Consider the following 13,945-nt stretch of genomic DNA (forward strand, 5'->3'; position numbering starts at 1 on the left):
GGATGTAGGGTTAATTCCAGTCGCTCCATTATCGTTCGCACCAGTTTGTGCGCTTGTTCTGCGTCTTTCTTGGTTTTGCAAACAATAACAAAATCATCTGCGTACCTTGTTAATTCACCTGATCCTTTTCCGTGTTTCTCCCACAATATGTCGAAGTAGTTCAAATAAATATTCGCAAGTAGTGGAGAAATCACCCCGCCTTGTGGGGTGCCTAAGTCGGAACGTCGTATGTTTCCTTCTTCCATGACACCTGCTTGGAGCCACTCTCGTATTAACTTCAAAATCCGTCTGTCGTTAATGCGCATTTGCACCAATTTCATTAACTTTTCTTGGTTAATGTTATCGAAATAGCCTTGGATATCGACGTCTAATACCCAATTTCCTTTACGGTTACATGCTTTACGGATTCGATCTAACGCTTGCTTGGCACTTTTCTTCGGACGGAATCCGAAAGAGACTTCCTGAAAATCCATTTCAAAGATGGGCTCGATGACGAGCTTCGTTGCCATCTGTATGACGCGGTCTCGTACCGTTGGGATACCTAGTGGACGTTTGCTTCCGTCTTTCTTTGGAATGTAGTGCCTACGTACGGGCTGAGGACGGTAGTTGCCATCTTGCAGAATTCGTTGACATTCTCGGAGGAAGTTTGTTTCTCCGAGCTTCTCAATGTCTGCGATGGCCATCTCATCTACTCCCGCTGATCCTTTGTTGGCTCGTACTCGTTTCCATGCTTCACATAGGACATCCCATCGATGTACCTTGTCATACAAGGCGTGGAATTTACGTTTCTTGTTCTCCTTGGCCGCATGACCTAACTTCTCTTGGAGTTGTTGAACTTTTTCCTTTGGTGTTGTTAGCCTTTGGGCATTCACTGATTCGTACCTCCTTAAGAAACATGAACAAAGTAGGGCCCCTTCCCTCCTACAGGTTGTGTTGTCCTGCAGTTCCTCAGTACTATGAGCCCCTCGGACTCCCTTCCTGCAAGTTAATCATTTCATCTTTTGGACTTATAGATCACTTCGTTACGGGTTTAAAAAAAAAAAAATCCGTGCAGGGGAGGGTCTCCCCAGTTCACTGCATCCTCTTTCATACCATGCCGATCCCCTTACGCCGGAGGATTCTTCACTGCCGCTCCAAGTACTTAGCAGTTTCCATGGCCTTCACCTATTGAAGCGAGGTTCGGCTTCCCCTTGTCCCTCTTGCGAGGCGTTTTTAACGACGCGGCAGGATTCACTTCATGTTACGGCCTGGTATGTTGCTCGCTCTATCTCCGACAGAACTTTTGTCGATGCGCTTCTGCACACAGCTTTCGCCGTATGCAGGCATCCTAGCTACATGGGGGCTTGGCCCCTCCCATGGCCGGACTTTCACCGGCTAGAAGATGCGTACCTCTGGGCACGCCTTCAATGAAAACAAGGAGCAGCTACTGCAGTAATCTGCTCCCTGGCTATTCAACTGGGTTTGCCAAACTGCTTTACCCGTAATAGAAGGTGCTACGTGGGACATTAGCGAACGCTAGCAATGCAATCACCGGGTTTGAGCGGAGGAAAACTACGACAGATCACACGACATTCGCTGCATAGCAAAAAAGCGATCATTCGAGATACAGGTCTAATAACCGTCTCGAAGATCGCTTTTTTCATTGTTATTTTTCAGTCAGTATGAAAAACTTCCTCCATAGATGCCCACCATTCTCCATTAAGCCGTGTCTTCAATGGCTCTTGGCATGGATCGCATAACTCCCACCATTTTTGGGTAACAGGATCTGCTGCCATCTTAGCCATATCCTTCTTGAAATCTTCACCGATGTATTCAAAATAACTAAATAAGTAGCTGTCTTTATAATAAATGGAATAATTTCGAATATTGCACGCATGGATTATCTTGAGTACGTCTGGCCACACATCAGCATGCAGCATTTTATATTCTTCGAGTTTCTCTGGTTTAACCTTGATTACATTTCCATATCGCTTCACCATAGTACGCATCCTTTTTATTCAGCTTGAATGCCTTTAAACTTTGAAGCCGTTCGCCTAATATCGCAGCTTTTGTATAGGCGTAAGCTCCTTCTCTTAAACTTATCTTATCTCACGCGATACTGATTAAAAAACTTAGGCAAAATCGTTGTCGAAGCTCCAGGCATTTCAGGCAGCACATAATGCCCTTCTTTTACAGTCGCAGGCTCCTCGAAAATGTGACGTATCCAAGGGATATATTCCAACATCATAGCATTTTGCGTAGAGGCTACAAGATGCTGGTGGATTTGACCCATATCGCCAACGTGTGGACAAATTGGGATATCATACGAAGCAGCTAAACCAGCCACCTGCAGCCATTCTGTAATACCTGCTACACGAGTGACATCAACCTGGCAATATTCGACTGCGCCTTGGTGAATGTAATCCCTGAACGCATATTTGTTGTACACATGTTCTCCTAGAGCAATGGGAACGTTCAACTCGTCAGCCAACTTTTTATGTCCCATAATATCATCCGGATTTAATGGCTCCTCCAGCCAGAACAAATCGAATTCCTCAAGCTTCTTGCCCCAAGTCATCGCTGTATTAATGTTCCACTGCTGATTGACGTCGATCATGAATATGACATCGTCTCCAATTGCTTTCCTTACAGCCTTACAACGATCGTAGTCTTCACGCGGATCTGGCTTGCCGACTTTGATTTTCACGCCAGTAAAGCCCTGCTCCACAATATCCGTTACGTCCTTTAGCAGACGCTCCTGCGTCCAGTTAAGCCAACCGCCGTTCGTATTATATGCTTTAATTGATTTCGACTTCGCTCCTCCGAGGTACTTCCACAGCGGCTTATTCGACGCTTTCGCCATAATGTCCCACAGCGCGATATCTACAGCTGCCAGCGCCATATGCGTGACGCCCGATCGGCCGATCCAATGCATTTTTCCAAATCGCATCTCGTCCCACAGCTCTTTGACCATAAATGGATCTTTGCCAATTAAAAGAGGCGCATAGTATTTATCAATCGTATCAACGATCATATCATCGCCATTTGCACATGTTCCTGTATATCCGTATCCAATAAAACCTTCATCCGTGAAAATGCGCACACCAGATAACCCCCAGTGTGTAGCAACATTAATAGCATCTGTGATCGGCGGTGTAATCGGTACATGCAATACAAAACTTTCCACTTTAGTGATTTTCATCTGATCCATCTCCTAAGTTTGGTATATGCGAAACCTATTTAGTAACCAAGTGACGCCCCGCCGTCAACGGGAAGAGCTACACCTGTAACGAAACCGGATTGAGGGCTGGCTAAGAAGAGCGCGGCTTGAGCGACTTCTTCCGAAGTAGCTGGTCTACCCAGCGCATGCATATCATTCAATATCTGAATGGTTGCTGTCGGATCATCCTGCTCTTGAATCCACTGTTGTAATAGTGACGTAGAGACTCCGGCAGGGCAGATGCAATTTACACGAATTCCATCCGTCGCATAGTCTAATGCCAGTGATTTCGTCATTGCGATAATTCCGCCTTTGGTCGCGGCATATACGGGATTCATCTTTTGTCCAACCAAACCGTTTAACGAAGCCATATTAACGACGGCTCCACGCGTTTTCCTTAGCTCGGCGAGTGAATGCTTGATCATAAGGAACACACTTTTCAAATTAATGTTGAGCAGCCGGTCCCATTCATCCAATTCAATGTCCTCTAGAAATTTAGGCAAAATAACGGCAGCGTTATTCACAATGATATCCAGGTGACCAAACTTATTTAATGTTTCTTGGATGAGCGCGCGAACATCCTCTTCATTCGAAACATCAGCCTTCACCGCTGTCGCGTATTGCCCGATAGACGTTAACTCATCTGCCACACGGACGGCTTCCTTCTCATTCCAGTCCGCAATGACTACCTTTGCGCCCTGAGCAGCAAATAAACGTGCAATCGCTTCACCAATTCCCGATCCGCCACCTGTCACGATGGATGTTTTACCAGACAGCACCATTTAGGCTTGCCTCCATTCGTTTTATAAAAAGTCGCATTATAATAAATCATTAATCATGTATGATAATAATTAAAAAAATTAGATAAAGAAGCTTCTAGTACGTGCGTGAGAATTAATCAAATGCTTCAGCAAAGCTTGCTCCGCTTCCTCAACATTCCTTGTTGCCAAACAACTTATAACCAGCATATGCTCTTGCCATTCCTCTTCAATCAGTTGTTGATCCATTCTTTTTTGAATAACCGTTAAATATCTCTGTATTTTCTCTATATACATTGTAATCAAGTTTTTTAAAGTATGATTCAAGCAGTAATCAAGGATTAAACCATGCAAACTTTGGTTCATCTCGGCGATCAAATTGATTTTCTCGGTATTTTCCTCTGGCTTTTTGTTAGACCATCTCTCCATATCCATTTTCAGATCAACTAATAAAGAATTAGGTATATTGGAAGCTGCTTTTCTAATAGCCAAGCATTCTAATTCCATTCTAATTTCAAAAATTTCGTCCAGTTCTTGCAGAGTCATATCCGTTGCATACATGCCTTTAAACGGCACCATATTCACCAAGCCCTCAGCAGTCAATCTGGATAGCGCTTCGCGAATAGGAATATTGCTGACCTCAAGTTCACGAGCTAATTGATCGATATTTATTTTTTCCCCAGGAACAATCTGGTGATTGATAATTTGATCTTTTAATAGTGCATAAATTTCATCTGTCAAAACATACCGGCTTAAACTTTTTTTCAAAACTTCCACTCCACTCCGACTAAAATCGTACATGATTAATGATATCAAAAAATGGACATATATACAATATATTTTGCATTTACATATTGGAGCGAAAGTGATGTTAAAATTCATCAAATTAGCCACAAAGCCATTGTCCCCTAAGAGTAGGTTATCAATGGCTTCTGACAAATTAGATCAAGTGAATCATGTACAGCGTCGCTCTAACGTAAGATTGCTTTCGCTACAATCGCTAGATCTTCAATATCAATCTTACCGTCATGATTGACGTCCGCTTTCGCAATCCAGCCTGGCTGACCTTCTTGAATACCATAAGCAGCTGCGACAATTGCCAGGTCTCCAACGGTGACACCGTCTTTTCCATTGATATCCGCGGAAATTCGGTTGCTCTCAAACGTTTGAATGGCCGCCTCCAATGCGGCTTTCGCACTGTCCACCTGCTTCTGCACAGCATTCGGATCATTTGCAACTGCACGCGCTGCATCAATCGCCAACTGCAATTTCGCTTTGGAGCCGATCACGTACAGACCATGCTCATTCCCTTCCACGGCAGCATCGTGCTTAGTCTGAGCGGTAGCGATCGTAGCATTCAATAGTGTCTTATCTACGGATACGCTAATTTGTAGCTCGTGGGAGGATCCAGCAACCTGCAGCTCGTTCCCTTCACCGTTCGCAATAACAATATTTCCTACAGATACAGACGATTGGGTTGCCTGAATGTCGGATTTCACCGTAAATTTGAACTTTAACATATCCTCTTGGGCAGGCACGCCTTCGTTCGCCCCCACGTTGGCAGTTACAATCCTGATATGTCCCGGCACCGTCTCCTTCTGGTCGATGACCTGGAATCCGTCCTTCAGGGATGTTACTGCATCGAACCGCAGGTTCGCCTTATCATAATGGAGTGTAACGTCTTGCGCGTACATGCGCTGGTATACGCTTTGCGTAACGCTGCGCACCCCCATCGTTAGATTAAACGTTTGGCCAGGGCTCACGTTATCAGACCCGGCTATCACCGCCTGTGGCCCGGATGTAGTGTCAACTAATACATTGATTTCCGCCGCAGATGCCCATCCATTGACGCCAGCCGTTGCTTCGAGCTTCACATAGGCTGCATCAATCGATGCAAAAGTCGCGTATTTCACAGCATTATCGCCCACCCAATTACCGCTTGCCACCTTCGTAAAGGTTACTCCATCTGCACTGACATAGACATTATAGCCTGTAATGATGCCATTCGGGCCGGATTGTCTTGGCAAGTACGCGACTTGGCTGATAGGATAGCTTCCGCCAAGATTCAAGGTGATCGATTGCGGGAGAACATCGGACTTATCCCACTTGGTATGCCACATCGTCTGTGTGTTTCCATCAATCGCGTTGGAAGCCCGATCATTTCCGCTACTTGTTTCCTCGCTTGTTGCAGTTGCCTTCATTTGAGACTTCGGAATTGTATTGACCGTCACGCGAACATTTGTGGTCAATGGTACGTTATTTGGGTTTTTGACGCCATCAGGCAGGATGACGGTTCCTGTTACGGTGAAGGTCTGCCCGGTGACTGCCGCCGGATCGTAGCTAATGCCGTTCATATCCCATGACACATTGGCATCCACCATACCGTCATAAGTGAACATCTTTACATTGCTGGGCAGACCTAGAGCTTTCGCTGTCTTTGCCGTTCCGATCGCCACGCCCGTTATCGCCGCTGGGGCTAGGATGCTTTTAATCTTGTTATCCATAGGTCGAATGGAACGAATCGTATAGGTTGAACCAGCACGCGTATCGAACTTGATTTGATCATTGTTGACAACCGTATAGGTAACCGACGCACCGTTCTGATCAACAACTGTGGCCCCATTAATATTCGGGTAGTACACAACAGCTGTAACTCCAGCATTCGATTTAATTTGAATGTTCGTTGCCCGGGATTGCGTCCAAGATACACCTACTTCAAATCCTCCGCGCGCCTTTAGACCGGAGAAGCTTCCCGTCGTCCATGACGAAGGCAGTGCAGGCAAAATATCAATATTGTCGAGGTGGCTTTGAAGCAGCATTTCCGATATCCCGGATGTCGCACCGAAATTCCCATCAATTTGGAAGGGTCCTCCAATATTAAACAAGTTACTAAATACGTATTTGCTAAGCTGTCCTTCTAGAAAGGTATGAGCATGAGTGCCCTCTGACGCACGTGCCCATAGATTCATTTTGTTGGCAAGAGCCCAGCCGTAGCCGCCATCATCTCCGCGATGTAACAAGGTCACGATAGCAGCTTCCAACCACTGCGGCGTATTTTTGTTGATCTGTTTGCCTGGAAAGAGACCGACCAACTGAGATATATGTCGATGTGTATTGTTCGGATCGTCGATGTCCTGCTTCCACTCTTGAATTTGACCGTATCGGCCGACTTTAACGGGAGATAGCATATCACGCTTGGCGATGAGATCACTGCGGAATGATTCATCGATGCCGAGAGTTTTACTCGCTTCTATCGTGTTCGTGAACAAATCCCATACCAGCTGCTGATCAAACGCGCAGCCTTTGCTGATATCCCCTTGTTCTGGCGAGTAGCAAGGCGAAGAAACCAGCGTCCCGTCCGAGTCTGCGACTAGATACTTTGTCCAGAACTGCGAAGCTTCTTTCAAAATCGGATAGATGCGATTTAATTTGGTTGTGTCACCAGAAAACTTATAGTAATCCCAAACATTGTTGGCAATAAAAGCATTGGCCGAAGGCGCCCAGCCCCAATAGAAATCCCAGCCCGGTGCAGTAAACCCGAACGGATTGTTCATCGTATTTACCGTCCAGCCTCCACCCGTTACGCCATAATGCTTCTCAGCAGACACACGGCCAGGAGACAATAGAGATTCTACATAATCGATTAGCGGAACCATGGTTTCATCCAGATTAGCTACTTCAGCCGGCCAATAGTTCATTTGAACATTAATATTGAAGTGATAGTCGCTGTCCCAAGGCGGCGTATTCGAATTGTTCCATATCCCTTGCAGGTTTGCAGGAAGGGAACCGGCACGCGAAGATGCAATCAGCAGGTAGCGGCCATATTGATAAAAGAGTACCTCCAACGCTTTATCCTTCGTCGTGCTGTAACCAGATATAAGCTGATCCGTAGGGATCTGTGGTGTGGATTCTCCCAAATTCAAGGTTACACGATTAAACAAAGCCTGATAATCATTCAAATGATTGCTCTTTAGTAAATCGTATGATTTGCTTGAGGCTGCTTGGATCGTCGATGTCACTTGATCATGAGGGTCGACTCCCTTGTAAATCGGGTAACTGTTGATATAATCCGTGCCTGCAGCGAGCACAATTGTAAGCGAATCCGCGCCAGCAACTGTGATTTTCCCAGTACCAGGCGTTATCGCCCCCCCTTCGTTCAGCACTTTCACTTGGGATTCGTACAACATCTGGTTATCGCGGACATTGCCTCGGATTGTAATTGTATCGCCGCTTGCAGTTACCGCACCACCTTGGGCACTAGTCGGCCGAACGTCTAACGATATTTTCCCCTTCTGGCTGGCTGAGAGCCTCATCACCATAACTTTATCCGGATAGCTGACAAAATACTCTCGAAGGTAGTCGACACCATCGTAAGTATAAGAAACTCTGGCGATTCCATCCTGTAAATCCAATTCTCTGCGGTAATTATTAATCGTCATGGAAGAAGGCAATTTAAAATCGAAATACATATCGCCAAAGTTTTGATAATCGCCGAACCCCGTTTGGACTCCGGTTAAATAGGTATTGGCCTCGGTGCCGGCGCCGGGGATGTCACCCGAATCCAGTTTTGAGCGAACGCTTCCAAGATGAGAAGCAGCTCCATCCTTATTCCCGAATGAATAAGATGCTGAAGAGCCGGGGCCTCCTGTCCAAAGCGTTTTTTCATTAAATTGAATGCGCTCTTGATCCACGCCGCCAAATACCATACCACCTATGTAACCGTTTCCGATAGGGAGCGCTTGTGACTGCCAATTGCTTGCCGGCTGCCGATACCACAGCGAAAGTTTGTGCTCCGGAGGATCCGCCTCGCCTGTATAAGTGACTGTTGATGCTGCTTTTAAAACAGGTATAGACGTTACCGATTGTAACATCATTGCAATCATAACCACGCTCACTACCTTAATTTTAAAATATTTGCTTCTTGCAAAAAACATCTCACATTCACCCTCCTAAGTTTATTTATACCTGGGCATTAATTGAAGCAACGATATAATCAGGTTCGCTAGTCTCATAGAGATGGAAAAACACGCCTGCACTTTTCTGGGGATGGCAGCATGCCATCCCCTCGTTGAAGGAATCGCGGAATAATGTAGAATTCCCGTTATTTCTGGAACTATCTTTCTTACGGTTTATTCAACTTCAAGAATCTTCCTTGCCAAAATGGCAAGATCCACAATGTCAATCACGCCGTCACCATTAAGATCGGCTGCCATGTAAAGATTCCAGTTCGGATCTTCCTTGGTTTTTCCATAGTAGCTTGCTATAATAGCCAGGTCCCCGATGCTGGTTCTGTCGTCCCCGTTCATGTCCCCCGGAATCCGCGAGATCACCGAAGCGAGGAACGCTTGCAGCGCTTCATTCAACGCAACGGCCGCTTGATCGATTTGCTGCTGGGTAGCCGCTGCATTTTCGGCCACAGCTTTAGCTTGATCAATCGCCGCCTGCAGCTTCGCTTTCGAGCCTGACGGATATTTGCCTGGCTTGGTGCCTTCCTCAGCCGCATCATGCTTCGATCGGGCGTCGGCAATGAGGGCACTCAATGCCGCTTTATCAACAAAGACGATCTGTACGCTGTGGGAAGCGTCCGTTAACGAGGTTTCCGCGCCGTCGCCGTCGGAGACAACCGCATGTGCGAGCCGGATTTCGGCTGACGTCGATTCGTTGACCGGCTTGGCTGTCCAATGCAGCTTGAGCAGATCGCCATCCGTGTTTACCCCGTTGCTTGTTCCGAGGCTAGCCGCCAGAATCCGAACTTCCCCTGGCGCTTCCTTACGGCTTACGATATCAAAGCCATCTTTTACGGATTCCGCAGAGACGAATTCCACTTTCGACTGATCGTATGTGAATGTCAGATCGTGGGCGTAAATGCTGTGAGCCACATGTTCCAATCCATAGGTCAGGTTAAACGCTTCGCCTGCACGGACATTGCCCGCCCCTTTCAGAATTGCTCCCAGCAGTGCGCTTCCCTTCTTGGCAAAGACGGCGGTGATGATGTGGTTATCATCCACTTTATTAAAGGTGTAGCTGGTTACAGTGCCCACGGAATTGCCGTCGACCAACACGTCATTGATGACGTATCCGTCGTTGGCCATGATGGTGAACGTGGCATTGCCTCCCTTGTCGACCTTGACGTTTGCCGGGCTGATGACGCCGCCTTCGGCCTGGGTTGCCTTGATCTCATAGCCATTTGTGACAGTCAGGGGCACCTGCTTGGTGAACGTCCTGCCCGCCAGATGCACCGTGACAGTGATGTCGGTCTCACCAAAGGCTACGGCAGTAACCTTACCGGCAACATTCACAGTTGCGACAGTGCTATCCTTGGATTCGAACTTCGCGATTTTCATCAAATCCACTTTGTCCACCGAATCCTGCACAACAAGCTGGGTGCTCTCCCCCACCTTCAGCGAGGACTCTTCTGCGGTAGCCTCGATCTCTGGCAGCGCCCCGGAGTCTACCATATACAGCGCGAACTCGGAGAACGTCGGGCCCCTCTTTTGCTCGTCGATTGCGATCAACTTCAGTTGGGTTGCCGTGATCGATGTCTCCAGTACGATTGTCAGTATTCCGTTTTGCAGCTTCGCTTTTGTCCGAATGTCGATCCACTGACCATCTTTTTCGTATTGAATCGTGACACTTCCCGTTCTTCCGACATAATTTACGTCCTCTGTTAGCACTAGCGTATTAAAGGTCTGCTCCCCGGCGAGGGTGATATTCGCGATGCTTTCCGTATCACCACCGCGCGAAGCCCAGCGCGATACTGAATCGCCATCGAACATTTTTTCGACTCCATAGACGGGAATCTCCGTATACGTGTGATCGGAAGTGCCCGTCGCCTTCAGCGCGAGGTTACGTCCATAAATCTTGGCCTCCAAATCCATAAGGTTCTTTTTCAGTGCATCTCCGCTGGCGATGCCGAGCTTTCTGGCGGCGGCGTAGAGCGAATCAATGTCGGCCTGTTCGAGTTTGCCCTGGCGATTGGGGCCGCTGTTGAGCACCAGGATGTTGCCCTCATTCTTGTATTTATTGTACTTGGCTGCAATCGTATTCGGAGACATGGACGGACTTGTGCCATAACCCGTGTGCCAGAACCAAGAGCTGTTGAGTACTAGCGTCGCCTCGAAAGGGAGGTAATAGGTCTGACCGCGATAGGTAAAGAGCTTCGGATCGTTGTCACTTGTCTCCATGCCGTCGCCCAATCTAAAATCAGAGGGGAAATAGTAGATGTTGTCGCCCTCCTTATGATCGGGGATGCCTTTCACCGTGCCATCGGTGCTTCCGATCGTCCAATTCAGGCCAACCTGACTGCTGGGCTGGAGTTTTTTGACCGTGTCGTATAGTTTGCCAAATTCCCACCGTTGGGCAGCCTTCTCCCAATTCCCGTCGATCCACAGCTCTGATATAACGCCACGGCCGTTTTCGTCCTTGAGGCCGTATTTGCCACTCATGATCTCCGATAATTGATTCCTGGCGTACTCGTTGTATTTGGCGTCATTCTGCTTACCGTATTTTCGATCCCAATTGTTGTCCCACGCAGAGTAGTAGACGCCCATATTGATGCCGTACTTGTTGCAGGCGTCGGAGACCGCCTGCAATACATCGATGTGGCTTCCGGACAGCGGATTGCCGACATCGTAATCGGTGTAAGCGCTGTCCCACAGGGCAAAGCCATCGTGGTGCTTGGTCACCAGAAGCACGGTCTTCATTCCGGCTTCCTTGGCAGTTTTTACCCACTGGTCGGCGTCGATGGAGGTCGGCGCATATGTAGCGGGAGAGAGATCACCGTAAGACCATTCGTTCTCGGTGAATGTATTGATACCAAAGTGGAGGAACATGGTGTAGCCGCGATCTACCATTGTCTTCTGGTGCTCGCTCGGCACCACATTCGGTTCCAGCTCAATCAGGCCCGTGTCCAGCGGTATATCTGCTGCGGGGTATTCCTGGGCGGTGATCTCGTTGATTTTCATGGCCCCGTTCGTGTCCGTCTTCACGGTCAGCCGAATCTTGCTGGTGGTGACAGACGCAAAGAAAATATTCTTTTTGTACGGTAGCTTTGCGCAGTCCACCGTTTTCAGTGTTCTCCACGCCGCGCCGTCCCAGTACGCTACCTGAATGGTCTTGAGCTTGCCGGTCGTCTGCTTGGCCTCGTCTACCGTGATTGTATTGACGATCTTGGCAACGCCGTACTCGATTTCGATCACGGACTGCTTCTCGCTGCCGTCGGAGAGCCAGGCGGTGGCAGGGTCCTCATCCACCAAATTGAGGGCGGGATTACTGTTGTCGGAATTGGTCGCCGTCGCCTGAACCCAAATCGGCAATTCGTACCACAGTTGAATTTCGCTGAAATTCAAACCCTCCGGAGGATTCACCGTCGTCAAGGTCAGCCGGAATTCACTAGCCATCACTTCATCGAACACGACGGTGCGGGACTGACCAGCATACACAGGCTTTTTGACATGGGAAACCGCCGTCCAGTTGCTGCCGCTTTTATACTCGACTGTAACCGTTTTCAAATTATTGTAGATGCCGTATTCATGTAGACCCAACTGGTTGATCTTCGAAGCGCTTTTCAGCGATAACTCATAGGTCGCGCTGACACAATCGTTTTTCGTTGCCCACCAGGTGGATTTATCGCCATCTACCGCGTATTCGGCCTTCAGATCATAGTTTCCGTCTTTGTAAGCTTCCGACGCGGTAACCTTAGCGCCAAGCGCATAATTTGGATTGCTCACCAGATCACCACTTGCCTGCAACGGCGCATTTGCGGACACAACCGGAATCTGCGCCATTAGCAACCCAAGCACCAACAGGAATCCGACAAGTCTGAACGATCTGTTCTTCATACGCCCTTCCCCTTTCAATTTCTTTTATTTTTTCTCCAAGTACTTTATTTCTAAGTTCGCTTTAAGATCATTTGTTACTTTCATAATATCGTCTTGGAACGTATCAACATTGTCTTTCGTAACGACAACAATACCGCCATCGACTGCGTATGAATCTTGTTTTGGTGCCCATCCGTCGGCCATTTTTTTCAACAACAACATAGACAAGTAGCCTGCACCGAATGAATTCTGTGCAATGGTCGCATCTACGGTGCCATCTTTAATGGCTTTTACAACAATTGGATCCGTATCAATTCCAATAGAATGAATCGTTCGCTTGTTGCCTTTGCTTTTGTAATCACCCATAACCTGAGCTATTGCAACAGTAGGCGTAAATCCGGTAGCAATAATACCGTCTACCTTATCGATATTTGCGGCTATAACACTGTCAATCTTCTGAACAGCTTCTTCCGTACTCTTCATGCCAGAAATCTCTTGAATAATTGTTACATTTGGATGTTTCTTCACAACTTCTTCTACACCTTGTTTGCGTAGAATCGTATTAGAATCTTCCAACACTTCAAGTATGTTAATGATGTTCCCTTTGTCTCCCATCAATTCGATCAGCTTTTCTGTAGCAACCATTGCCGCCTTCTTAGCGTCTGTTCCGACAAAGAAAGATGCTGTCGTTGGTTGAACTGTAGATGCGCCGAAATTGACAATCTTCACGCCACGATTGGTTAATTCTTCGTACAATCCGTTTGCTCCACTACCGTCAGATGGGTATATGGAAAAGTATTTAATCCCTTTAGCCGCTAAGGCGCCTACATTGTCAGTTTCGCTCGTTTGATTCCAGTCTGGACCAATTTGTTTCTCTATAGTAATGCCGTATTCTTTCTCAAAAGCTTCGACACCTTTTTTCACTTCTTCAAAATAGGGGTGCGGAGCGGAGGCATACCAACCTAATTTATAATCAGTTTCTCTGGAAGCCGTTTGATCTCCTCCCTTAGAGGTACTGCAACCAGCTGCCAGCGTGCCTACAAGTGAAAGTACCATGAGTGAAACAAGAGCGTTCTTCTTTGTTTTTCCCATTTTATTCTTCCTCCTCTACTAATCCTTTCAAAGCTATGTTAACTGGGCGTATATAACCCCAATTCAACAACTTTACA

General features: G+C 47.2%; 8 protein-coding genes. All 8 read right to left on the reverse strand.

Annotated features, from left to right (window positions below; genetic code table 11):
* Positions 1-872 (reverse strand): group II intron reverse transcriptase/maturase (gene ltrA / locus AC3WU2_RS30215; protein ID WP_492458532.1); only part of this gene is annotated, 872 nt, incomplete at its 3' end.
* Between the two features lie 780 nt (positions 873-1,652).
* Positions 1,653-1,979: an L-rhamnose mutarotase gene (locus AC3WU2_RS30220; RefSeq protein ID WP_492458533.1), complete on the reverse strand. Its 327-nt coding sequence runs from the start codon at positions 1,977-1,979 to the stop codon at positions 1,653-1,655.
* Between the two features lie 104 nt (positions 1,980-2,083).
* The gene (locus AC3WU2_RS30225) at positions 2,084-3,181 is read right to left on the reverse strand and encodes a mandelate racemase/muconate lactonizing enzyme family protein (RefSeq protein WP_492458534.1); all 1,098 of its coding nucleotides are present in this window, start codon (positions 3,179-3,181) and stop codon (positions 2,084-2,086) included.
* Between the two features lie 38 nt (positions 3,182-3,219).
* Positions 3,220-3,981 (reverse strand): SDR family NAD(P)-dependent oxidoreductase, encoded by a 762-nt coding sequence (locus AC3WU2_RS30230; protein WP_492458535.1) that lies wholly within the window; start codon positions 3,979-3,981, stop codon positions 3,220-3,222.
* 78 nt (positions 3,982-4,059) lie between these two features.
* The gene (locus AC3WU2_RS30235; RefSeq protein ID WP_492458536.1) at positions 4,060-4,725 is read right to left on the reverse strand and encodes a GntR family transcriptional regulator; all 666 of its coding nucleotides are present in this window, start codon (positions 4,723-4,725) and stop codon (positions 4,060-4,062) included.
* A 203-nt stretch (positions 4,726-4,928) separates the two neighbouring features.
* Entirely contained in the window at positions 4,929-8,891 is a 3,963-nt protein-coding gene (locus tag AC3WU2_RS30240; RefSeq protein WP_492458537.1) for a glycosyl hydrolase family 95 catalytic domain-containing protein, read from the reverse strand.
* Between the two features lie 195 nt (positions 8,892-9,086).
* Positions 9,087-12,797 carry an alpha-L-fucosidase gene (locus AC3WU2_RS30245; RefSeq protein WP_492458538.1) on the reverse strand — a complete coding sequence of 1,237 codons (3,711 nt, stop codon included), beginning with the start codon at positions 12,795-12,797 and terminating at the stop codon, positions 9,087-9,089.
* Positions 12,798-12,821: 24 nt separating this feature from the next.
* On the reverse strand, positions 12,822-13,868 hold the full coding sequence (locus AC3WU2_RS30250) for a sugar ABC transporter substrate-binding protein (protein WP_492458539.1): 1,047 nt from the start codon (positions 13,866-13,868) through the stop codon (positions 12,822-12,824).
* Positions 13,869-13,945: the final 77 nt, after the last annotated feature.

This window comes from Paenibacillus sp. EB106-05-06-XG162 (genome assembly GCF_058791655.1).